Origin of the sequence: Corynebacterium sp. HMSC076C10 (genome assembly GCF_001812455.1) — a bacterium.
Classification (GTDB): domain Bacteria; phylum Actinomycetota; class Actinomycetes; order Mycobacteriales; family Mycobacteriaceae; genus Corynebacterium; species Corynebacterium jeikeium_D.
Map to the genome: position 1 here is coordinate 1 of NZ_KV809157.1, position 22,064 is coordinate 22,064.

Here is a 22,064-nt window from a genome sequence, read left to right on the forward strand (position 1 = left end):
CCTGAAAGTGTCATAAACTCACACAGTTTCACATGTGCAGCCCGCCGGAGATCCTGGTTAGTTGACCGGGCGACGAACCGTACCGTCCGGATAGCGGGCAAAGCGCCCCTCTTCAAAGGGTGCAACCGGATCGTTGGAATCAAACCGCCATGCGCCGAACTCGCCACGCTGGTAGGCATCGAATGCCTCAACGAGCTCTTCGCGGCTATTCGCGACAAACGGGCCATGCTGATACACGGTAGCGCCAATTGGTCGGCCTTGGAGGATGAGCGCGAAGGCTCCCTCGTCACCTGCAGAAATGTCCAGTGCCTCGGTTGAGCGCAGCACTGCGCCCTCTTGCTCCAGCGTTTCGCCCTCGATAGTGAGGCTGCCGCGTAGAGAGTAGAGAGTCCGAATTGTCTCGGCATAATTGGTTGGTGGCAACGTTAGCTGTGCGCCCGGCTGCAGGCGCAGCACCCACACGGCTACATCGGAATCTGGTGCAGCGGCCCAGGATTCCGGTGGTGGAGTAAGCGGCTGAGTATCGCCGAATGCGCCCGCGATGACCTTTACGTCGTAGCCGTGGCCATTGTCATCAGTGCCGGTGACATGCGGAGTGTCTTCTGCCCAGAACATCTGGAAGTGCGGCTTTGCCCCCTTGCCTTCGGGCGGCAGGTTCAGCCAAATCTGAAACATGTGGTGAGGATTGGGGCTGTCGTTATGCAGAAGCGGGAACATTTCAGCATGCGCAGTGCCTGCGCCGGTGGTCAGCCACTGAGTGTCGCCGTCGCCGTAACGAGCCTGTGCTCCTTCGGAGTCGGTGTGGTCGACGTAACCTTCCTCGACAATCGAGATAGTTTCAAAGCCGCGGTGTGGGTGGGAGGGGAAGCCGGGGACAGTTGTGCCGTGGTACATGGACCAGCCGTCCTTGCCGGAAAAGTCCATGCCGATATTACGGCCGAGCAGAGAGGCATCGGGAGCCATAGTTTGGCCCTTGGCCTGTGGATATAGGTCATAGTGGTGGACGGCAAACAGGAAGGGATCCATGCCGGGAAGCTGTGGGTTGTCGGCTACTGAGAACTTTTGAATGATTGCGCTCATGGAAGGCTCCTTTAGCTAGGTTGTTTCATTTTCCATAACGCATTGTTGTCATGTCAATATTCCGAGGTTTGGTTGAAACCGCTGTGGAGCTTCGATTTGAGGTTTAGCCTGGAATCTATGACGGAAACCGAAGTTGCGCTGAAAAGACCCAAAAGCCCTAGTGCAGTATGGGGACAAGCAGTTATCTATGCTGCCATTTTCGGGTTCTTAATCGGAGTCATTGCATGGGCGGGATTGACAACTAAGTGGATTTTTCCCGGTGTGTTGCTACTAATCGCGGTTCAGTTCGTTTTTGATTACCGCAATAGGGAAGGGGTCTTTGACCCGGACTGGGAGGACAATGCCTTCAAATGGGATAAAAGGGCGCGACAAGGTTGGGCTGCAGTCCTTGCGCTGGTTATTGTGCTGGTAGTTGCATCAAATGTGCCGCGGCACCATGTTGGCGCTACCGCTGCGGTGACAACCGTGGCGGTAGCGGTGATGCTATTCGTGTCAGTCAAAAGGTACTGGCCAGGGCGATAACAGGGAGTATTCGCCCCTACCCAGCAATAATCACAATCAAGGTGCGCGGGCCGTGGACACCTTCGACGCGGGAAAGCTCGATATCCGAGGTCGCAGAAGGCCCGGAAATCATAGTGATTGGAGCCGTGGGGTCAACCTCTCGCAGGCGGGAAATGGCCTCCGGAATGCCAGAGACAATCGTCTCTGCTGGGACGACACAAATATGCTTATCCGGCACCAAGGTCAGGGCTCGGCGCCCGGAGGTAGCAGAGCCGTCCAGGAAAATGGTGCCGGTCTCCGCGCAGGTAACCGCAGAGCTGGTGACAATGGCATCGAGTTCGTCCAGTTCGCGGGCGTTGAAACCGGTATCGACGCGGATTTCGGTCGCCCCTTCAGCAGTCTCGCCAGAGCCAAGCCCCGCAACCCAGTCGCGGTCCAAGCCCTCGGGGATACCAATCAGCGAGGCCCCAACATCCGCAATAGCCTTCTTCACTGCGTCATTGATTTCAGTTGCCGAGCTGCCACAACGGCGCACATCGGCTTTGTAATCGGCGATGCGTTCGTCGGCAAGCGAAACGATGTCCTTGTGGGGCAGCTCCGAGCTTCGTTCATAGTCGCGTGGAACGGAGAAGTGCGCGCCGGGCTCGCCGGTGATAATGCCCACGTCAGAGGCTAAATCGCGGCCCTCAAAGGCAATCTTCTGCGCGTTGCGGATGCGGCCGAGAATGTCGTTTTTGGCGCCAGAGTTGGTCATCGCTAGGACTCCTTTTCGCTTTGGCCATTGATCTTGGTCGGTACCTGATGCGCCGATTCGCGTGCCAGCTGCGCCGAGAAATCCTTCGAACCCCACAGTGAGCGGAACGGCTTCTTCGGCGGAACCGGGGTATCACGCGCATCCGACCACCCGCTGAGGAAGAGCGGCAGGGCGTGAATCTCGCCGTCCTTCAAACCGAGTACGCGGGCGAGGGAGGCCATCTTTGCGCTCATGTTCCACAGCTTCTGATTGCCCATGATGAACCCGAGCGTGGCAAACAGCTTGCCCTCCACCGGCGGGCGGTGCTCCGTGACCTTACGGTGACGCAGCTCCAGCAGTGCCGCAGGGATGTCAATTCGCACCGGGCAGACCTCAAAGCAAGCCCCGCACAGCGAAGACGCATAGGGCAGCGAAGCATTCGGATCATCGTAGGAATCCATGCCAGTGAGCTGCGGGGACAAAATCGCACCAATCGGACCCGGGTAGACCGAACCGTAAGCGTGACCGCCCACGTGCTCATAAACAGGGCAGATATTCAGGCATGCCGAGCAGCGAATGCACTTCAGCGCTTCACGCCCAATCGGATCTGCAAGAGTGGCCGAGCGCCCATTGTCCAGCAACACAATGTGGAAATTCTTCGGGCCGTCGCCGTCGGTCGTTCCCGTCCACAGAGAGGTGTAGGGATTCATACGCTCGCCTGTCGACGACCGTGGCAGTAGCTGCAAGAAGACTTCCAGATCCTGGAAGGTGGGAAGCAGCTTCTCAATACCCATCACCGAAATCAGTGTTTCCGGCAGCGTGAGACACATACGGCCGTTGCCCTCTGACTCGACGACGGCCACAGTACCGGTTTCGGCCACACCGAAGTTGGCGCCAGAAATCGCAACCTTGGCCTCCATAAACTGCTCGCGCAGGAACTTACGGGATGCCTCGGCCAGATCGGCCGGATTGGCTTTCAGGTCCGGGTCGACTCCGGGGATTCCATTGAGGAAGATCTCGCGGATATCTTCGCGATTGCGGTGGATAGCAGGAACCAGGATGTGGCTCGGCATGTCGTCGGCAAGCTGAACGATGAGTTCCGCCAGGTCGGTTTCGCGGGCGGTGATGCCGGCGTCGGCAAGTGCTTCGTTCAAGCCGATTTCCTGTGTGGCCATCGACTTAATCTTGACGACCTTTTCTTCGCCGGTCTCTTTCACCAAGTCCGTGATGATGCGGTTTGCCTCGGCGGCATCGCGCGCCCAGTGGACGTGACCGCCGGCATTCGTAACTGACTCTTCAAACTGCTCCAGCAGTTCCGGCAGACGCGCCATAACATCGCGCTTGATGTGGCTGCCCGCGAGCCGCAGCTGCTCCCAGTCATTCTTCTCGGCTACGACATGCGCGCGCTTCTGACGAATCGAACGCGTGGCATGACCGACATTTTCGCGCATGCGAGTGTTCTTGAGCTCCTCGTGCGCTGCGGCCGTGAACCCGCGCGTACCGCGCAGATGCCCGACGTTGTGCGGCGCGCGGGGAGGAAGGGCTGGCATGCCGACGTTAATTGCGACCATTACTGTTCACCTCGCAGGGAAGCCTCTTGGCGGTTGTGCACATCAAACGGGGTCTCCTTGGTGGAGGCCAGAATCTCGGCCATATGGATGGCGTGCACGCCAGAGTCCTGGCGACGCAACGCGCCACCGATATTGAGCAAGCAGGAAGCATCGCCAGCGGTGACGAACTCCGCTTCCGCAGCGCGGATATTGGCTGTCTTGTCGGCAACCATTGCAGCGGAGGTCTCCGCATTCTTCACCGAGAAGGTGCCGCCAAAACCGCAGCACTCCGCCGCGCCAGGCAGCTCGCGCAGATCGATTCCATCGACTGCGCTGAGCAGCCGCCACGGACGGTCACCCACCTTGAGTACCCGCAAGCTGTGGCAGGTGGAGTGGTAGGTCACTGAGTGGGGGAAGTAAGCACCGACGTCAGTCACACCAGCGACATCGGTGATGAACTCGGAGAGATCCAGCGTCTTGTTCGCGCAGGCCTGTGCCGCGTGGACTTGGGCACGGGTACCGTAACGGCCCGCAATCATCGGATGCTGGTGGCGAACGGCGCCGGCGCAGGAACCGGACGGGGCGACAACGTAATCAATCGAGGAATCTGCAAAAGCATCAGCGTAGGTGTCCAGCTGAGGAAGGACTTCCTTCTGGTACCCGGTGTTGACGTGCATTTGGCCGCAGCAGGTTTGTTGTGGTGGAAAGACCACATCGCATCCTAGGCGCGTGAGAACTCTGGCGGTCGCACTCACTGCATCTGGAAACATCATGTCCCCGATGCAGGTCGCGAAAAGTGCTACTTTCACGGTCGCTCCAAAAAGGGTTGAGGGGTAAGGCAATAATTTCCTACCTGAATGCTACGCCTAGCCCCGGATTAAATCTGTTCTCAACCTGAATTCGGCTGGACTGTGAAAGCGGTGTAGGACAGCCGGACGCGGTGGCCTGCAGATACCCCTCAAATCAATCTTTTGGTGGCTGATGTTTCCACGACTGCGATTGACCTAATAGGATAGGCAATCGTGAATCCTGCTGATCTTGCTGTACTAGTCCGAAAAGTCACCGTCGAGGTTTTGACTGCCCACGATGCCGATGTCTCTATCGTGCCGGAAAACCCGACCGTCGAGCGTCCGCGTAACCCTGAGCACGGCGACTATGCAACCAATATCGCCATGCAGCTGGGCAAGCGCGTCGGCATGGTGCCGCGTGACTTGGCAACTGAAATTGCCACAGCGCTCGGCGCTTCTGAGGGCATCGATGAAGCAACCATCGCAGGCCCGGGCTTTATTAACATCCGCCTGGCCTCCGATGCCCAGGGCAAGATCGTCGAGGACGTCCTGGCAGCGGGGGAGAAGTGGGGTCATGCCGACTTCAACTCCAACCTCGACGTGAACCTGGAGTTCGTCTCCGCGAATCCGACCGGGCCGATCCACCTGGGCGGTACTCGCTGGGCAGCAGTCGGTGACGCTCTCGGTCGTGTCCTGTCCGCCACCGGTGCCAAGGTCACTCGCGAGTACTACTTCAATGACCACGGTCGCCAGATTGACCGCTTCTCCGACTCCCTGGTTGCAGCCGCTCGCAACGAGCCGACTCCGGAAGATGGCTACGGCGGAGAGTACATCCAGGACATCGCCGCTGCTGTGCTGGAGAAGAACCCGCAGGCACTCGAGGGCTCTGAGGAAGAGGTCCAGGAGCACTTCCGCGCCATCGGCGTGGACATGATGTTCGAGCACATCAAGAAGTCTCTGCACGAGTTCGGCACCGATTTCGACGTTTACTTCCACGAAAACTCGCTGTTCGAGTCCGGTCAGGTAGAAGCAGCTGTCAATTCCCTGAAGGAAAACGGCAAGCTCTACGAAGCTGACGGCGCATGGTGGCTGAAGTCCACCGATTACGGTGACGACAAGGACCGCGTGGTCATCAAGTCCGACGGCGACGCAGCCTACATCGCAGGTGACATCGCATACGTTAAGAACAAGTTCGACCGCGGCCACAACCTGTGCATCTACATGCTGGGTGCCGATCACCACGGCTACATCGCGCGTCTGCGCGCGGCCGCTGCAGCGCTCGGCTACAACGCCGATGGCGTCGAGGTGCTCATCGGTCAGATGGTCAACTTGCTTCGCGACGGCAAGGCTGTCCGGATGTCGAAGCGTGCGGGCACAGTGGTCACCTTGGACGACCTGGTTGAGGCAATCGGCGTCGATGCTGCTCGCTACTCCCTAATCCGTTCCTCTGTCGACTCCAGCCTGGATATCGACCTGGGGCTGTGGGCTTCGCAGTCCAGCGACAACCCGGTCTACTACGTCCAGTACGGCCACGCTCGTCTGTGCTCAATCGGCCGCCGTGCCGAAGAGGCCGGTGTGACCAGCGAAGGCGCTGACTTCTCCCTGCTGGTAGAGGACCGTGAAGGTGAGCTCATCCGCACTATCGGTGAGTTCCCGGCCATCATCAAGTCTGCTGCTGACCTGCGGGAACCACACCGCATTGCCCGTTACTCTGAGCAGCTCGCCGGTGTCTTCCACCGCTTCTACGACACCTGCCAGATTCTGCCAAAGGCAGACGAAGAGGTATCCGAGCTACACCGTGCTCGTCTCGGCCTGGCTGAGGCTACCCGCCAGACGCTGGCCAATGCTCTGCAGCTGCTCGGTGTTACCGCACCTGAGCGCATGTAGTCGAACGCGCCCGTAAAACTACACCCCGTTGCTCCGCCCGGGTAACGGAGAAAGAGAGCTGTTTCGTGCCTATCGACGGCAATGGTTTCGAACTGGGGGGCTACACCCGACCCGATTCCACCCAATTTAATGAACTACCACCGCATGTCTGGCCAACTACCGCCCGTCGTCGGGGCGCTGACGAAGAGAATCCCGGCTCGGTGGAAATTGGCGGCGTGAGCCTGGTCGACATTGCCAAGGAATTTGGCACTCCGGTTTTTGTCGTCGGTGAGCAGGACTTCCGCTCTCGCTGCCGCTCGATGGCCAAGGCCTTCCGCGGCGCGGAGAATGTCCACTACGCATCCAAGGCTTTCCTGTCGAAGACCATTGCCCGCTGGGTAATGGAGGAGGGGCTGCATCTCGATGTCGCCTCGGGCAACGAGATGGCTATCGCTCTGGCGGCGGGTTTCCCAGCCAAGGACATGACCTTCCACGGCAACAACAAGTCCACCGCTGAGCTGCGTGATGCTATCTCCGCTGGCGTGGGCAAGATTGTGCTTGACTCCCGTTCGGAGCTGCGTCGCCTGTCCCAGGTGGCGGCTGAAGCAGGCGTGGTGCAGGACGTGCTCGTTCGCGTGAAGCCCGGTGTGGAAGCGCACACCCACGAGTTCATTGCTACTGCGCATGAAGATCAGAAGTTCGGCTTTTCCCTCGCGTCCGGTTCGGCGCTGGAAGCTGCCAACCTCGTAGAAGAGGACGACAATCTGCGCCTGGTTGGTCTGCACTGCCACATCGGCTCCCAGATTGTCGATTCCGACGGTTTCATTCTCGCCGCCGAGCGCGTGTTCTCACTGGTGGAAAAGCTGGTCGAACGCCACGGCACTGAAATCTCGGAACACTTCAACACCCTCGACCTCGGTGGCGGTTTCGGAATCGCCTACACCGCAGGCGAGCAGCCCCTCGACGTTGCTCCGCTTGCCGACGAGATCCTCACTGCCGTAGACAAGCTTGCGCAGCGTATCGGCATTGCGACTCCGACAGTGGCTGTTGAACCAGGTCGTGCCATCGTTGGCCCGTCCATGGTCACGGTGTACGAAGTGGGCACTTTGAAGGATGTGACCATCGATGACGGCATGACCCGTCGTTACGTATCGGTCGATGGCGGCATGAGCGACAATATTCGTCCGGCGCTTTACGGCTCGAACTATGATGGTCGCGTTGTTAATCGCGAGGTGTCCGGTTCCAGGATTCCCACCCGCGTCGTCGGAAAGCACTGTGAATCGGGAGACATTCTGATTAACGATGCGAACTACCCGAACGACATTGTCGAGGGTGATCTGTTCGCGCTCGCTGCTACTGGGGCATACTGTTACGCAATGGCCAGCCGCTACAACATGCTGACGCGACCACCAGTAGTGTCGGTATGCGATGGTCAAGTGACCCAAATATTAAGACGAGAAACCGTACAAGACTTACTAAGCCTGGAGTGTGAAACGCCACGATGACTGCCGCAACGAATAATCCTGGAAAGGGCGAGGGCCACAAAGTTGGTGTCGCTATTTTAGGTCTTGGCACAGTCGGTACTGAGGTTTACCGCCTGCTCAACGAGAAGGCTGAGGACTTCGAGCGCCGCATCGGCGGACCGGTCGAGGTCGTTGGTATTGCTGTGAGCGACAAGACCAAGCCGCGTCCGAATGTGGATCAGGATCTTCTTACCGACGATGCTTTTTCGCTGGTTCAGCGCGATGACGTTGACCTGGTAGTCGAGGTCATCGGCGGCATTGATTACCCACGTCGCGTTGTGCTGGAGGCACTGCGTGCCGGCAAGTCGGTCGTGACCGCCAACAAGGCACTCGTCGCCGCACACGGTGAGGAGCTCTCTGAGGCTGCCGATTCCTCGGGTGTCGACCTGTTCTTTGAGGCAGCTGTGGCGGCAGCTATCCCGGTCGTCGGTCCGCTCCGTCGTTCGCTGGCCGGTGACACTGTCAATAAGGTCATGGGCATTGTCAACGGCACTACCAACTTCATCCTTGATGCGATGGACTCCACCGGTGCGGACTACGACGAGATGCTGGCAGAGGCCACCCGCCTGGGGTACGCCGAGGCCGACCCGACTGCAGACGTCGAGGGCCACGATGCCGCTTCCAAGGCAGCTATTCTGGCCAGCCTGGCATTCCACACCCGCGTGACTGCTGATGACGTTCACTGTGAGGGTATTACCGAGATCACCGCTGACGACATTGCAGCCGCCAAGAGCGCCGACTGCACCATTAAGCTGCTGGCTACCTGTGAGCGAGTCACGGACGAAGAAGGCAAGGAGTCCATTTCCGCCCGCGTGTACCCAGCGCTGATTCCACGTCGCCACCCGCTGGCAACTGTGCGTGAGTCCTTCAACGCTGTCTTCATTGAGGCCGAGGCCGCTGGTCGCCTGATGTTCTACGGCAACGGCGCTGGTGGTAACCCGACCGCCTCCGCAGTGCTCGGTGACCTTGTTGCAGCTGCTCGCAACATTGTCCACGGTGGTCGCGCACCGGGAGATTCCACCTACGCTAACCTGCCGATTCTCGACTTCGGTGACGTTCGCACCCGCTACCACATCGACCTGCACGTCGACGATCGTGTCGGAGTGCTTGCCGATGTCGCTCGTACCTTCTCTGATCACAACATCTCCCTGCGCACCGTCCGCCAGGAAGAGGGCGCAAACGGCGCTCGCCTGGTCATCGTGACCCACAAGGCGCTGGAGAAGGATTTGGAAGCAACGGTCGACGAATTGCGCGCCAATGACGCGGTTTTGGCCGTCAACAACGTCATTCGTATCGAAGGAATGGATATCTAAATGGCACAGGAGCTTTTCCCGGGTCAGAAGGTCACCGTCACGGTTGCAGGTTCGTCAGCGAACTTGGGCCCGGGCTTCGACACCCTGGGGTTGGCAGTTGCACTCTATGACATCGTCGAGGTCGAGGTCATCGAGTCCGGTGTCGTCGTTGAAATTCACGGCGAGGGCGAAGTCGACCTGCCGCGCAACGAGTCTAATCTGGTTGTGCGCGCGATTCGCGCGGGCCTTCGCGCCGCAGGAGTCGAGACGCCGGGGCTGAAGGTTATTTGCCACAACACCATTCCGCAGTCGCGCGGTCTGGGCTCTTCCGCAGCCGCCGCTGTTGCTGGTGTCGCTGCCGCTAACGGTCTGGCTGGCTTCCCGCTTACCGACGACCAGGTAATCCAGGAATCTTCGGTCTTCGAGGGGCACCCGGATAACGCTGGCGCATCCGTTCTCGGCGGGGCAGTGGTCAGCTGGACCGACAAGCCTGTCGATGGTCGCACCGCTCCTCAGTACCGAGCAGTGAGCATCCCGGTGCATGAGTCCATTCAGACGACCGCACTCGTACCGGCATTCCACGCCTCCACGAATGCAGTTCGTCAGGTGCTGCCGAGCGATGTTTCGCATGTCGACGCTCGTTTCAATGTCTCTCGTACTGCGGTTATGACCGCAGCGCTGCAGTCCCACCCGGAACTGCTGTGGGAGGGAACGCGAGATCGCCTGCACCAGCCGTACCGCTCCGACGTGCTGCCGGTGACCGCAGAGTGGGTCAACCGCCTGCGCAACCGTGGCTACGCAGCATTTCTCTCGGGTGCTGGACCGACCTGTATGGTTCTGGGAACTACTGCAGTGGATGAGAAGATCTTGGACGATGCCCGCGAGGCTGGCATCAAGGTCATGGAGCTGGGAATCGGCGAGCCGGTTAAGGTCGTGGTCGACGGCTAAGCCGCCGCTGCGGCCAGGTGCCGAGCCAGTGGCTTAGCCTGCCACCTACTTTTCGCCCGGCCCCTTCAGTTTCACGATGCTGTACTGACCTGCGCTCAAGTGCGAGCGCAGGTCTTTCTTGTCGAACTTGCCCACTGAGGTCTTATCGATTGAGTCCACGAAGGCCCAGTACTCCGGCAACATCCACTTTGGCAGCTTTGGCCGCAGCTCATCGCGGAGCATTTCAGCGGTCTCCTTGCTTGGTTCAACTTCCGGCATCAGCACTGTAATGGCCAGTGGGCGCTCACCCCACTTCTTATCTGGCATGCCGATAATCGCGCACTCGAGTACCTGTGGGCTTTCCATTACGAAGTTCTCCAGCTGAGCAGAGTAGATCCACTCGCCACCGGAACGAATGACATCGCGAGCACGGTCATGAATAGTCAGATAGCCGTCGTGAGTAATCGAGCCGACATCGCCAGTGCGGAGCCACCCGTCCTCGGTGAACTGTTCGCTAGCCTCGTCGACCTCCGCACCGCGGAAGAAGTGCGCGGTGCCTCCATCTTGAGCCTCCGGAGAACTGTAGTAGCCTCCGGTGACCGTGTTGCCGCGCACCTGCAGCTCACCCTGGTTGCGGTCATGCAGGTCGAGCACGCGGTCGTTGTCATCAACAATGCGGAACTGCATGATGTCCGGGAAACGCCCTTGGCTGACACGGTAGCGTTCGCGGGCCTCACCGGAGGCGCCGTACGGAGGTCGTGCCACGGTACCGATAGGCGAAGTCTCGGTCATGCCCCAGAAATGGATGACATCGACACCGTAGCGCTCTTCCCATAGCCGAATCAGTGCAGGTGGCACAGGGGAACCGCCCGAGAAAATCTCCTGCAGACTCATGCGCTTCGGAGGATTGCTGAGGTAGTGCGCCATGAGGTTAATCCACAGCGTCGGCACGCCCTGAGCTACGCGCGGCATTGAGGTTTCGATGATTTCTGCCAGACGCGGTGCGGACAGGTCCGCGCCGGGGAAGATCAGCGATGCCCCGCACATGAAGGAGGCCAGCGGCACGCCCCAGGACAGGACGTGGTAAATGGGCACACAGCAAAGCCACGGGTTTCCATGCGAAATGGCAAAGGAGTCAGTGGTGCGCATATTCAGGCTGTGCAAGTACAGCGAACGGTGGCTGTAGACGACACCTTTAGGTGCGCCCTCGGTGCCCGTCGAATAGCACATGGCTGCACCGGAGTTTTCATCGAGCTCAGGCCAGTCGAAGCGGCTGGGGCGTCCGTCGATGAGTGATTCGTAGGAGTACCACGGGATACCATCCGGCAGTTGCTCAGCCACGTCGGACAGATCACCGATACCGATAATGATGACAGCGCGGACGCGCGGGCAGTGCGGAAGAATCTCGGCGAGCAGCTCAATCTCGGTCGGGTCCGCGATAATGACCTGGTCATCGGCGTGATTGATAATGTGCACAATCTGATCCGGCATGAGCTGCTTGTTCAGCGGCTGGAATACCGCGCCCATGGAGGCGACGCCGAGGAAGACCTCGAAGTGTTCGGTGCAGTTGTACATCAGGGTAGCGATGCGCTGGTCACCGTCGATGCCGAGCTCATCACGAAGTGCATGTGCCAGCGCACTAGCGCGCGCGGCGATGGCGGAAAAAGTGGTGGTCTCAGGTCCGTCACTGTTCCAGGAGGTCACCGGAGTCCGACCGTGAATGGTGCGACCGTATTCCACAATCTGAGCGATATTGAGAGGAATATGAGGCATCGTACTGCGCATGAGCTCTACAGTACCGACTCGCAGCCCCGCGACCTAGCGAAACGCAGGTGAGAACTAGTGTTGCTACCTGACTATTTGGTGACTATCCTTGGTCAATAGGTCGTTTTCAATACGCGGATAGATACGTACTTCTTCATGTACTCCGCATGCCGTTGACCTTCGCAGTTGTTCACACAACGCGATGGCGCAACGTGACATTGAAAACACATAAATCAGTAGTGCGACTACATAGTCTTGCGGTGCTGTGGACCTAAAATTTCCTAACCATCTTCAGCCCGGACGCTCGGGTTTGAGATGCGGAAATAATGTAGGCAAGATGCCTCGGTTTAGTTTCAACGTCGAGGTCTTTTGCCTGGCTTTTTCGATAATTTCCCGTCAGCTGCGGCTACTTTTCCGCACGTGGTAAAGGTTCGACGACGGAGCACACGCGGTGGCGGGCAGTAAGAGCGAAAAAGTGTCAATGACATAGCCCCCTGTAGAGAGTGACTGCAGGGAAGGTCGATGAAAGGACATCCGTGACCGATACGGACACCACTGCCACGGCAGGCGGCCCAGAGAATCTTGCGGCCCTCCGAATGGCAGAACTGCGTGAAATCGCTTCCAGCAAGGGCATTCGCGGCATCTCCGCCATGCGCAAGCATGAGCTGATTGAGGCCATTAAGAATGGTGCCCCGGCTGCTGGTTCCGCTCCCGCTCGGAAATCCCGCGCGAAGAAGGCTGTGGCTGGGGCTGCGGATACCGGCTCCAAGGCGAAGGATGCCAAGGAATCGCCGTCGGAAAGCGCGGATAAGGGTTTTAGTAAGAGCGCCGACAAGAGCGACAAGGGCAACGACAAGCGTGACGACGCCAACGCGGATGGCCGCGAGGAGATGTCCCGTTCTCAGCAGCGTCGAAATCGTCGTAACCGTGCTCGTCAGCGCGAGCAGGAGAATCAGGACGATCGCAGCAACGATAGCCGCGACGATTCCGATAACGGCAACGACCGCGGTGAGCGTAACGACAATCGCAACGATCGTAATGATCGTAATGACCGCGGTGACCGCAACGATCGCAACAACCACGATCGAGACAACGATGATGAAGGCCGCGGCAACCGCAACAACCGCCGCGGTCGCAACAACAATCGCAATAACCATGACGATGACGGTCGTGGCAACCGTAACCGCCGCAACCGTCGCAATCGCCGCGACCGTCGCGGACGCGATAACAACGGTGGGGGACACGGCGGCCAGGACGAGATCCGCGAGGATGACGTTCTCCAGCCGGTGGCTGGCATCGTCGATGTGCTAGATAACAAGACCGCATTCGTGCGCACGTCCGGCTACCTGCCGGGATCTAACGATGTGCTGGTGTCCGCGCAAATGGTTCGTAAGTACGGCCTGCGCAAGGGCGACGCCGTCACCGGTCAGGTCCGCATGCCACGGGAGAATGGCTCGGGCCAGGTCACTCATGGCAACGGCCGTAATCGCCGCAAGTACAACCCGCTGGTCAAGGTCGAAACCGTAAACGGCATCAATCCGGAGCAGGCAAAGCAGCGCCCGAACTTCGCAAAGCTCACCCCGCTGTACCCGAACCGTCGCCTGCGTCTGGAGACCGAGCAGAAGATCCTCACCACTCGCGTCATAGACCTGATTATGCCGATTGGTAAGGGTCAGCGTGCGCTCATCGTTTCGCCGCCGAAGGCCGGTAAGACCACGATCCTGCAGAACATCGCGAACGCTATCGCGACGAACAACCCTGAGTGCTACATGATGGTTGTGCTTGTCGACGAGCGCCCGGAGGAAGTCACCGACATGCAGCGCAGTGTCCGTGGCGAGGTTATTGCTTCTACCTTCGACCGCCCGCCGTCAGATCACACGGCAGTGGCCGAGTTGGCTATTGAGCGTGCAAAGCGTCTGGTGGAACAGGGGCAGGACGTCGTCGTACTGCTGGACTCCATTACCCGCCTTGGCCGTGCGTACAACAACTCTTCGCCGGCATCGGGACGAATCCTCTCCGGTGGTGTGGACTCCAACGCTCTGTACCCACCGAAGCGCTTCTTGGGTGCTGCCCGAAACATCGAGGAAGGCGGCAGCCTCACCATCATCGCCACCGCGATGGTGGAGACCGGCTCCGCAGGCGACACCGTCATCTTCGAGGAGTTCAAGGGCACCGGTAACGCCGAGCTGAAGCTCGACCGTAAAATCTCCGAGCGCCGCGTGTTCCCGGCAGTGGATGTCAACCCGTCGGGTACTCGTAAGGATGAGCTGCTGCTCAGCACGGAGGAGGCTCGCATTATGCACAAGCTGCGCCGCATCCTCTCCGCGCTGGAGTCGCAGGCTGCTATTGACCTGTTGATTAAGCAGCTGAAGAAGACCCGGAACAATAAGGAATTCCTGATGCAGGTGGCTTCTTCTGCACCAATGGCCGCCGACGTTGATGTGGACGACATGCTTTAGCTGGGGTTAGCCACGCGGAGTGGTGCCGACGACGCAGCGCCACTCCGGCCGAAACCACAGCACCAACCAGCATTTCACCCATCACAATCTGAAGGAATATTCAATGGCTAATCAGGTTTCCGCAGTTGACGACATCCTCTCCGAATACCACGGTCTCGAGGCGCAGCTGGCTGACCCCGAGCTGCACAACGACCCGAAGGCTGCCCGTAAGGTCGGCAAGCGCTTCAATGAGTTGCAGCCGGTCATTCAGACTCACAAGAAGTTGACTGAGGTCCAGGATGACCTGGAAGCAGCTCGCGAGATGGCATACGAGGACTCCGAATTCGCAGCTGAGGCTGAGCGTCTCGCTGCCGAGGCAGAGGAACTCGAGGAGAAGCTCGCCGACCTGCTGGCTCCGCGCGATCCGCACGACAGCGATGACATCGTTATGGAGCTCAAGTCCGGTGCCGGCGGTGAGGAAGCAGCGCTCTTCGCAGGTGAGCTCGCTCGCATGTACCAGCGCTATGCAGAAAAGCACGGCTTTACCACCGAAATTCTCGGGTTGTCCGAGTCTGATCTCGGCGGCGTGAAGGACATGACTATGTCCATCCGAGCTAAGACTCCGTCCCGCGACGGTGCGTGGAGCGTGTTCAAGTTTGAAGGTGGCGTCCACCGCGTGCAGCGCGTGCCGGTTACCGAATCTCAGGGCCGTATTCAGACGTCCGCCGCTGGTGTGCTGGTCTACCCGGAGCCCGACGAGGTCGAAGACATTCAGATTGATGAAAAGGATCTGCGTGTCGACGTCTACCGCTCCTCCGGTAAGGGCGGTCAGGGTGTTAACACCACTGACTCCGCCGTTCGCCTGACGCACCTGCCGACTGGTCTCGTTGTTACCTGTCAGAAGGAACGCTCGCAGATTCAGAACAAGGCCCGCGCTATGCAGGTCCTTGCTGCTCGACTGCAGCAGATGAAGGAAGAGGAGATCGCCGAGGCTGCCTCTGACCAGCGTAAGTCTCAGGTGCGCAACATGGATCGCTCCGAGCGCATCCGCACTTACAACTTCCCGGAGAACCGCGTTTCCGATCACCGCATCGGTTACAAGGCTCACAACCTGGACTCGGTGCTGGGCGGCGACATGGATGATCTGCTCAAGGCCCTCCACGACGCGGAGCGCGCTGAGCGTCTTGAAGCCGAGTAGCCCCACGCCCGCAGAAAATAGCTCGCCGACGTTACCGGATTCCGTCCGTACTCTCGGCGAGCTGTTTCGCTATGCGCGTCGCACGCTTGACGACGCGGCGCTGGCTTCTCCGGATGCCGACGCGCGGGCGCTGTTTGCAGCTGCTATCAATGCGGGACCAGCAGACATCATCTTCCGCGGAGACGAACCGTACACCGATGAGGACGGTCGCAAGTATCTGGCCGAGGTACTGGCCCGCAGAGTGGCTCGTGAGCCACTGCAGCACATCCTCGGTACGGCGCCGATGATGAGCCTGGAACTACAGGTTGGGCCCGGTGTTTTTGTACCCCGGCCGGAGACGGAACTGCTTGCGCAGTGGGCAATCGATCGAGCCCGTGAACTGGTCGCAAGTGGCGTCGTCAAGCCGAAAATCGTTGACTTGTGTACTGGATCCGGTGCGTTGGCGTTGGCGATCGCCGATGCCGTACCCGAAGCGGACGTGGTGGCTGTGGAGCTCTCTGAGCGGGCACGGGCGTGGGCTGCGAAGAATATCGAGACGTACGGCGATGGGCGTGTGCGTCTGATTGCTGGCGATGTTACCGATGTTCAGCTGATCGATGATGGCGCTGAGCTCACAGATTGGGTAGGCGAGACCGACATTGTTGTGTCCAACCCTCCATATGTGCCCGAAGACACCGAGGTTGCCCCCGAGGTGAGAGCTGATCCGCACTCTGCGGTCTTCGGTGGCGACGATGGGCTAGATGTCATTCGACCTATGATGAACCTAGTGGATGCGCTGGTGCGGCCGGGTGGAGTCATCGGCATCGAGCACGATGACTCTTCAGGAGACGATGTCAGTTCACTGCTAAAGGACACCTGGGATTACGCTGATGTAGAGGTCCACCGTGACTTTGCGGGCCGTGACCGTTTTACGGTGGGACGCAAAAATTGATCTTAAAAGCAAACTTTGAAGCAGGAGCACAAATCTGATGAGCAGGATTATGGACTGCAGCACAGATGAAAACCGCGAACGCACAATTGCAGCAGCAGCAGATGCAGTGAAGGCAGGACGGCTGGTCGTTATGCCTACCGATACCGTCTACGGCCTTGGCTGCGATGCCTTTGATAACCAGGCCGTTGCCTCCTTGCTGCGTGCCAAGCACCGCGGCCCGGATATGCCGGTACCGGTGCTCGTGGGTTCCTGGAACACGATTGAGGGGCTCGTCCGCGAATACTCGCCAGCTGCTCGCACGCTGGTGGAGGCTTTCTGGCCGGGCGGACTGTCGCTGGTTGTGAACCAGGCGCCGAGCTTGCCGTGGAACCTTGGTGATACCGCGGGAACGGTCATGCTGCGCATGCCGCTGCACCCAATTGCTATCGAGATTCTGCGCCGCACCGGTCCGATGGCCGTGTCCAGTGCGAACATCTCTGGCCAGGCACCGGCCACCAATGCCGTGCGCGCCAAGCAGATGCTCGGTGGGGAAGCAGCGGTCTACGTCGACGGCGGTGAAGCCACGATTGGCACCCCATCGACGATTGTCGATATCTCGACTCCAGTGCCGCGGATTCTGCGCGAAGGCGCTGTGTCAGCAGCGGCGGTTGCCGAGGTTTTGAGTACTACGCCCGAGCGACTGCTGGGGCAGTAGTCTTGTCTACCTAAGGCTTTTCCTGTTTAGTATCTGCAGCGATTGTGTGGGTGAGTAGTACCTAGTGGCGGACATGAGCTTATTGGCAGCCCAGTCGGGTGGGGCAGGTGTGCCCATCCGCGAGCTCGCCATGCTCGTTTTAGTTTCCGCTGCTGTCAGTTATTTGCTCACTGGAGTGGTGCGTTATGTGCTGGTCCGTTCGGGCTGGTTGGATGCTCCCCGCACGCGCGATGTCCACGATATTCCGAAGCCCAGACTCGGAGGCGTGGCGATGTACTCCGGCGTGGTCGCAGCTATCGCCCTTGCCTCCGTGATGCCGGCCCTCAACCGTGGTTTTCCACCTATGACTCCAGATATGAGGGCAGTCGTGGCGGCCACGTCGCTCCTGCTAATCGTCGGTATTTGGGATGACCTCTTTGACTTAGATGCCCTCACCAAGCTGGTGGGGCAGGTCGCGGCGGCACTTTTGATGTCATTTATGGGCGTCAACTGGTATCTGCTCTATATCCCTTTTAGCGGCGGCGCCACGCTCATTCTCGATCCAATCATGTCCACAGTGTTGACTGTCCTATTTACTGTGGCATTGATTAACGCCTTCAATTTTGTTGACGGCATCGATGGTCTCGCAGCTGGACTCGGCATGATTGCCGCAGCTGCAATCCTTGTCTATTCGATGGTCATGCTTCACGACCAAGGTGGCACCGTTTCCGCCTATCCACCCGCGATGATTTCCGCGTGCCTCCTCGGCGCTTGCCTGGGTTTCTTGCCGCACAACTTCGAGCCCGCACGCATTTTCATGGGCGATTCCGGTGCCATGATGATCGGCTTGCTGCTCGCTGCGGCATCGGTGTCGGCGTCGGGACGCATCGCGCCCTCCATGTACGGCACCGCTGACGTCATCGCTCTAATCTCGCCGGTTGTGGTCGTCATCGCAGCAATTAGCGTGCCAATGCTCGACCTACTTCTCGCTGTCGTTCGCCGCGTCAGTCAGGGCAAGTCACCTTTCTCACCCGACAAAATGCATATTCACCACCGCCTCCTGTCGATGGGGCACAGTCATCGCCGCGTGGTGCTAGTGCTTTACCTATGGGTGTCGGTCGTCGCGTACGCCGCCGTTGCCACTACCATTTTCCCCTTTGAATTTGTCGCTCTCACCTTCGGAATCCTGCTTATCATCGCGGTTGTCTTCACCCTCCGCCGTCGCAATGCGCTTGCCGACGACCGTTCAAGGGGAGCGCGTCCCAGAAGTGGAAGTGGGGTCCGGCAGGTTATAAGACGTCGACGTGGACGCAGAAGGTACAATGTTCGACCGTGACTGAAAAAACAACTCCGGAGCCCGAGTCTAAATACGACGATTCGCGGCGACCGCTGCTGGCTGCTGCTCGCTCGGGCGCGATCGCGCTCGCTGTGATTACCGTGCTTTCGCTGCTGGTCTGGGGTGGCAAAAACGGTATGCCCGGCGTCTGGGGCGTACTCCTTGGTGCGGGCATTAGCGGAAGCTTCGTATTGCTTACCGTTCTAGGCATCCTCTTTACTGCTCGAACTTCGCCGTCCGTCACGCTTGCCGTTGTACTGGGTGGCTGGTTGTTGAAGATTGTCGTATTGATCGGTGTCCTGGTTGTTATTAGAAATCTTGAGTTTTATGACAACATGACTTTCTTCGTCACTGTTGTACTCACTCTGATGGTGACACTCGGTGCAGAAGTGTGGGGAATGTCGCAATCTAACCTCACTTATGTGCAACCAATGAAGGACGAATAGCTCGTTAATAACATGTTGACCTGCTGAGAGGCTGCAATGCGCTTCTAAAACCGCAGGTAATAAGCATATTGTCCAGTTTGTGCAGAAGATGCCACAAATAGAGGCCGAAACCCACAGCGGGGGTCGGCCTCTTTGTTGGTTTCGGGGTCGGAAACGCGGGGGTGTACCGGGTGGGGAAAATGAGTCAGAACTGTTATCCTGAGTTTCGGGTAAGACGGCCTGTAGCGAAATAACTATCATTTCCACAGGTACGGTCCCCGTGAGCGCCGTGCTGATGAGCGAATGGAATCCGCGGCGCGACACGTTAAATGACGTCCTTCGCACCGCTTGACAATAGTTCTAGCGGCCCAATCACGGGAGAGAACGCTGAGCGTTACAACACTTGCCGAGATGCGGGGTGAGTTTCACTCACCCAACTTGCAGGAGGAGTATTTCCCGGGTGAACAATTTGGCGACTTCATTCTAGGTGGCAGTGGCGACTGGTACGCCATGGACCGCCTGATGATTGTTCGTCTTTTGATGGCCGTGATCGTCGCCGTGTTCTTCGTCGTCGCAATGCGTCGTCCGAAGCTCGTGCCGACTGGTCTGCAGAACGTTGCGGAGTTGATGCTGGACTTCGTCCGCATCCACATCGCGGAGGAGATTCTGGGTAAGAAGGAGGGGCGTCGTTTCCTTCCGGTTCTGGCCACCATCTTCTTCCTTGTTATCTCGATGAATATTGCGGCTATTATTCCTGGCCTCAATATTTCGCCGAACGCCCGAATCGGTATGCCACTGGTTCTGGCCCTGTTCGCATACGTTGCCTTCATTTACGCGGGCTCGAAGAAGATGGGCTTCTTCAAGTTTGTGAAGTCGGCAGTCGTTATTCCGAACTTGCCACCGGTACTCCACCTCATCGTGGTGCCGATCGAGATTTTCTCCAACTTCGTTCTCCGCCCAGTTACGCTGACCATCCGTCTGATGGCCAACATGCTGGCGGGCCACATGGTTCTAGTCCTGCTTTTCGGTGCCACGAACTTCTTCTTCTGGCAGCTGAATGGTTGGACCGCCCTGTCCGGGTTGACCCTTGTCGCTGCGGTAGCATTCACGCTGTTCGAGATGCTGGTGATTTTCCTGCAGGCATACATCTTTGCCCTGCTGAGCGCCGTCTACATCGAACTGTCGCTGCACGCAGACGAGCACTAACCCATAACTAATGAGGCCGCAAATTCGGCAACAAGGCCTCGCAAATTTAATAGCAAGACCCACTTGACCCACAAAGCCCCGGACCTACTTAGAACAATCTTTAATCCGGGGCCATCCTTTAAGAAAGGGAACGGTTCATAATGAACGACGTCATCCTCTCCGCCCAGGACGCTGTCCAGGCTGTCGACACCAACGCTGGCCTGAAGACCATCGGTTACGGTCTGTCCACCCTGGGCCCGGGCCTCGGCATCGGCATCGTCGCCGGCAAGACCGTTGAGGGTATGGCACGCCAGCCTGAGATGGCCGGCCAGCTGCGTACCACCATGTTCCTGGGCATTGCCTTCACTGAGGCTCTCGCCCTAATCGGCCTGGTCGCAGGCTTCGTTTTTGTTTAAGTCCGGACCTCAGGCGGAGAACACGTAAACCATGACAGATTTCACCTTTTTGCTAGTGGCGGGTGACCTCCCGATGGGAGAGTCCATTAACCCGCTGCTGCCAAAGACCTATGACATCGTCTGGTCCGTTGTCCCGCTGGTAGTTATCCTGGTTCTCTTCTGGAAGCTCGTTCTTCCGAAGTTCCAGGAGGTCCTGACCGAGCGGGAGGACCGGATTGAGGGCGGCATTGAACGCGCTGAAGCTGCACAGGCTGAAGCCAAGGCCGCTCTGGAAAAGTACAACAGTCAGCTCGCAGAGGCCCGTACTGAAGCAGCAAAGATTCGCGACGAAGCCCGTGCACAGGGTCAGCGCATCATTGCAGACGCTACGACCAAGGCTAATGACGAGAGCGCACGAATCATCGAGTCCGGTGAGAAGCAGCTCGCTGCCCAGCGTGAGCAGGTAGTCGCAGAGCTGCGCAAGGAAATGGGCCAGAACTCCATCAATCTCGCTGAGCGCCTTCTGGGCGAGCAGCTTTCCGACGACGTTCGTAACTCGTCGACGATTGACAACTTCTTGTCCAACCTTGACACCGTGGCCCCGGCCGGAAAGTAGGCGACATGCACGCAGCAAGCCGCGAATCCCTGGCAGCCCTTAGCCAGCGACTGGACGCCGCTATCGGTGGCGACAATGTCGCTGTTGCTCAGGCTGCTCAGACTGGTTCCGAGCTTTTCGACATCGTCGAGGTCCTGGACTCCGACCGCGGCCTGCGTGTCGCTGTCGCCGACACCTCGGCGACTGCGGAACAGCGTTCCGGCCTTGTCCGGAGCCTGTTCGCGGGCAAGGTATCTGAGACGACTCTTAACCTCGTCGTGGATGCTGCCGCGCAGGTATGGTCCACCCCGCGTGAAATGCGTGAGGGTTTGGTAGAGCTGGGCCGTCGAGCCCTCCTTCGCTCTGCCGAAGGCCAGGGACAGCTTGAGACTGTTGAGTCTGAGCTGTTCCAACTGGGACACATCCTGGCTGAGCAGTCGCAGCTTGAACAGCTGCTGGCCGACAAGGCCGCAACCCCCGAAGCCAAGCGTGGGCTCCTCGCCTCTGTGCTGTACGGCAAGGTCACTTCCGTGACCGAAACCCTGGCACTGCAGGCTGTTGGCCGCCCATCCAAGCGCCCCGCGGACGACATTGACTCCCTGTCCCGGCTAGCCGCCGGCCTGCGGAACCACGTCGTCGCTCGCGTGACCAGTGCCACGGCCGTCTCTGACGAGCAAGAGCGAGCACTGGCGGACAAGCTCGGCCGAGTCTACGGCAAGGCGATGTCCATCCACACCGTGATCGACAAGTCGATTCTCGGTGGACTGGTCATCCGGGTTGGCGACGAGGTCATCGACGGTAGCCTTTCAACAAAGCTTGAGAAGCTGCGCGTCGGCCTCGGCTGACGGATGGTTTAGACGATTA

At 58.9% G+C, this 22,064-nt stretch carries 20 protein-coding genes; 15 read left to right on the plus strand and 5 right to left on the minus strand.

Annotated elements, in window-relative coordinates:
- Nucleotides 1-57: 57 nt before the first annotated feature.
- A complete protein-coding gene (locus HMPREF2857_RS09030) occupies nucleotides 58-1,080 on the minus strand; it encodes a pirin family protein (protein WP_070643811.1) in 1,023 nt (340 codons plus the stop codon).
- A gap of 117 nt (nucleotides 1,081-1,197) precedes the next feature.
- Here HMPREF2857_RS09030 and HMPREF2857_RS09035 point away from each other — a divergent pair, with 117 nt between their 5' ends.
- Nucleotides 1,198-1,602 (plus strand): hypothetical protein, encoded by a 405-nt coding sequence (locus HMPREF2857_RS09035; protein WP_070643814.1) that lies wholly within the window; start codon nucleotides 1,198-1,200, stop codon nucleotides 1,600-1,602.
- Nucleotides 1,603-1,618: 16 nt separating this feature from the next.
- Here HMPREF2857_RS09035 and HMPREF2857_RS09040 read toward each other — a convergent pair whose 3' ends face one another.
- Genes HMPREF2857_RS09040 through HMPREF2857_RS09050 form a run of 3 tightly spaced genes read right to left on the minus strand, consistent with a single transcriptional unit; the run spans nucleotide 1,619 to nucleotide 4,673 of the window.
- A complete protein-coding gene (locus HMPREF2857_RS09040) occupies nucleotides 1,619-2,335 on the minus strand; it encodes a LutC/YkgG family protein (protein WP_016422443.1) in 717 nt (238 codons plus the stop codon).
- Nucleotides 2,336-2,337: 2 nt separating this feature from the next.
- The gene (locus tag HMPREF2857_RS09045; RefSeq protein WP_070643817.1) at nucleotides 2,338-3,885 is read right to left on the minus strand and encodes a LutB/LldF family L-lactate oxidation iron-sulfur protein; all 1,548 of its coding nucleotides are present in this window, start codon (nucleotides 3,883-3,885) and stop codon (nucleotides 2,338-2,340) included.
- Nucleotides 3,885-4,673: a (Fe-S)-binding protein gene (locus tag HMPREF2857_RS09050; protein WP_070643819.1), complete on the minus strand. Its 789-nt coding sequence runs from the start codon at nucleotides 4,671-4,673 to the stop codon at nucleotides 3,885-3,887. Before HMPREF2857_RS09050 ends, HMPREF2857_RS09045 begins: the two co-directional genes overlap by 1 nt.
- A 213-nt stretch (nucleotides 4,674-4,886) precedes the next feature.
- Here HMPREF2857_RS09050 and argS point away from each other — a divergent pair, with 213 nt between their 5' ends.
- From argS to thrB, 4 genes are all read left to right on the plus strand, one after another.
- The gene (gene argS / locus HMPREF2857_RS09055) at nucleotides 4,887-6,539 is read left to right on the plus strand and encodes an arginine--tRNA ligase (protein ID WP_049172039.1); all 1,653 of its coding nucleotides are present in this window, start codon (nucleotides 4,887-4,889) and stop codon (nucleotides 6,537-6,539) included.
- 65 nt (nucleotides 6,540-6,604) lie between these two features.
- The gene (lysA, locus tag HMPREF2857_RS09060) at nucleotides 6,605-8,023 is read left to right on the plus strand and encodes a diaminopimelate decarboxylase (protein WP_070643823.1); all 1,419 of its coding nucleotides are present in this window, start codon (nucleotides 6,605-6,607) and stop codon (nucleotides 8,021-8,023) included.
- Entirely contained in the window at nucleotides 8,020-9,354 is a 1,335-nt protein-coding gene (locus HMPREF2857_RS09065; RefSeq protein WP_070643826.1) for a homoserine dehydrogenase, read from the plus strand. The genes lysA and HMPREF2857_RS09065 overlap by 4 nt, the downstream gene beginning before the upstream one ends.
- A complete protein-coding gene (gene thrB, locus HMPREF2857_RS09070) occupies nucleotides 9,355-10,281 on the plus strand; it encodes a homoserine kinase (RefSeq protein ID WP_070643829.1) in 927 nt (308 codons plus the stop codon).
- Between the two features lie 45 nt (nucleotides 10,282-10,326).
- Here thrB and HMPREF2857_RS09075 read toward each other — a convergent pair whose 3' ends face one another.
- Complete coding sequence (locus tag HMPREF2857_RS09075) at nucleotides 10,327-12,045, minus strand: long-chain fatty-acid--CoA ligase (RefSeq protein ID WP_070643832.1); 1,719 nt, start codon at nucleotides 12,043-12,045, stop codon at nucleotides 10,327-10,329.
- Between the two features lie 515 nt (nucleotides 12,046-12,560).
- Between HMPREF2857_RS09075 and rho the strand changes: the two genes are divergently transcribed.
- The 10 genes from rho (at nucleotide 12,561) to HMPREF2857_RS09125 (ending at nucleotide 22,045) form a co-directional block, all read left to right on the plus strand.
- Nucleotides 12,561-14,483: a transcription termination factor Rho gene (rho, locus tag HMPREF2857_RS09080; RefSeq protein WP_070643834.1), complete on the plus strand. Its 1,923-nt coding sequence runs from the start codon at nucleotides 12,561-12,563 to the stop codon at nucleotides 14,481-14,483.
- 103 nt (nucleotides 14,484-14,586) lie between these two features.
- Nucleotides 14,587-15,660 carry a peptide chain release factor 1 gene (prfA, locus tag HMPREF2857_RS09085; RefSeq protein ID WP_005509382.1) on the plus strand — a complete coding sequence of 358 codons (1,074 nt, stop codon included), beginning with the start codon at nucleotides 14,587-14,589 and terminating at the stop codon, nucleotides 15,658-15,660.
- Nucleotides 15,647-16,591 (plus strand): peptide chain release factor N(5)-glutamine methyltransferase, encoded by a 945-nt coding sequence (gene prmC / locus HMPREF2857_RS09090; protein ID WP_069358825.1) that lies wholly within the window; start codon nucleotides 15,647-15,649, stop codon nucleotides 16,589-16,591. Before prfA ends, prmC begins: the two co-directional genes overlap by 14 nt.
- A 37-nt stretch (nucleotides 16,592-16,628) precedes the next feature.
- Nucleotides 16,629-17,285 carry an L-threonylcarbamoyladenylate synthase gene (locus HMPREF2857_RS09095; protein WP_070643837.1) on the plus strand — a complete coding sequence of 219 codons (657 nt, stop codon included), beginning with the start codon at nucleotides 16,629-16,631 and terminating at the stop codon, nucleotides 17,283-17,285.
- An 82-nt stretch (nucleotides 17,286-17,367) separates the two neighbouring features.
- Nucleotides 17,368-18,600, plus strand: a complete 1,233-nt coding sequence (locus HMPREF2857_RS09100) for a glycosyltransferase family 4 protein (protein ID WP_246819692.1) — start codon at nucleotides 17,368-17,370, stop codon at nucleotides 18,598-18,600.
- The gene (locus HMPREF2857_RS09105; RefSeq protein WP_005509564.1) at nucleotides 18,597-19,046 is read left to right on the plus strand and encodes a Cg1360 family ATP-synthase-associated protein; all 450 of its coding nucleotides are present in this window, start codon (nucleotides 18,597-18,599) and stop codon (nucleotides 19,044-19,046) included. The genes HMPREF2857_RS09100 and HMPREF2857_RS09105 overlap by 4 nt, the downstream gene beginning before the upstream one ends.
- 390 nt (nucleotides 19,047-19,436) lie before the next feature.
- Nucleotides 19,437-20,231, plus strand: coding sequence for a F0F1 ATP synthase subunit A (gene atpB, locus HMPREF2857_RS09110; RefSeq protein ID WP_016422455.1), 795 nt, complete (start codon nucleotides 19,437-19,439; stop codon nucleotides 20,229-20,231).
- 140 nt (nucleotides 20,232-20,371) lie between these two features.
- Nucleotides 20,372-20,626 carry an ATP synthase F0 subunit C gene (locus tag HMPREF2857_RS09115; RefSeq protein WP_005509463.1) on the plus strand — a complete coding sequence of 85 codons (255 nt, stop codon included), beginning with the start codon at nucleotides 20,372-20,374 and terminating at the stop codon, nucleotides 20,624-20,626.
- 31 nt (nucleotides 20,627-20,657) lie between these two features.
- The gene (locus HMPREF2857_RS09120; protein ID WP_070643839.1) at nucleotides 20,658-21,221 is read left to right on the plus strand and encodes a F0F1 ATP synthase subunit B; all 564 of its coding nucleotides are present in this window, start codon (nucleotides 20,658-20,660) and stop codon (nucleotides 21,219-21,221) included.
- A gap of 5 nt (nucleotides 21,222-21,226) precedes the next feature.
- On the plus strand, nucleotides 21,227-22,045 hold the full coding sequence (locus HMPREF2857_RS09125) for a F0F1 ATP synthase subunit delta (RefSeq protein WP_048735245.1): 819 nt from the start codon (nucleotides 21,227-21,229) through the stop codon (nucleotides 22,043-22,045).
- Nucleotides 22,046-22,064 lie beyond the last annotated feature (19 nt).

Excerpts from the sequence above, each read along its gene's own strand:
- HMPREF2857_RS09030 (WP_070643811.1), bottom strand. The coding sequence starts at position 1,080 with ATGAGCGCAATCATTCAAAAGTTCTCAGTAGCCGACAACCCACAGCTT.
- HMPREF2857_RS09035 (WP_070643814.1), top strand. The coding sequence starts at position 1,198 with ATGACGGAAACCGAAGTTGCGCTGAAAAGACCCAAAAGCCCTAGTGCA.
- HMPREF2857_RS09040 (WP_016422443.1), bottom strand. The coding sequence starts at position 2,335 with ATGACCAACTCTGGCGCCAAAAACGACATTCTCGGCCGCATCCGCAAC.
- HMPREF2857_RS09045 (WP_070643817.1), bottom strand. The coding sequence starts at position 3,885 with ATGGTCGCAATTAACGTCGGCATGCCAGCCCTTCCTCCCCGCGCGCCG.
- HMPREF2857_RS09065 (WP_070643826.1), top strand. The coding sequence starts at position 8,020 with ATGACTGCCGCAACGAATAATCCTGGAAAGGGCGAGGGCCACAAAGTT.
- thrB (WP_070643829.1), top strand. The coding sequence starts at position 9,355 with ATGGCACAGGAGCTTTTCCCGGGTCAGAAGGTCACCGTCACGGTTGCA.
- HMPREF2857_RS09075 (WP_070643832.1), bottom strand. The coding sequence starts at position 12,045 with ATGCGCAGTACGATGCCTCATATTCCTCTCAATATCGCTCAGATTGTG.
- prfA (WP_005509382.1), top strand. The coding sequence starts at position 14,587 with ATGGCTAATCAGGTTTCCGCAGTTGACGACATCCTCTCCGAATACCAC.
- HMPREF2857_RS09095 (WP_070643837.1), top strand. The coding sequence starts at position 16,629 with ATGAGCAGGATTATGGACTGCAGCACAGATGAAAACCGCGAACGCACA.
- atpB (WP_016422455.1), top strand. The coding sequence starts at position 19,437 with ATGCGGGGTGAGTTTCACTCACCCAACTTGCAGGAGGAGTATTTCCCG.
- HMPREF2857_RS09115 (WP_005509463.1), top strand. The coding sequence starts at position 20,372 with ATGAACGACGTCATCCTCTCCGCCCAGGACGCTGTCCAGGCTGTCGAC.
- HMPREF2857_RS09120 (WP_070643839.1), top strand. The coding sequence starts at position 20,658 with ATGACAGATTTCACCTTTTTGCTAGTGGCGGGTGACCTCCCGATGGGA.
- HMPREF2857_RS09125 (WP_048735245.1), top strand. The coding sequence starts at position 21,227 with ATGCACGCAGCAAGCCGCGAATCCCTGGCAGCCCTTAGCCAGCGACTG.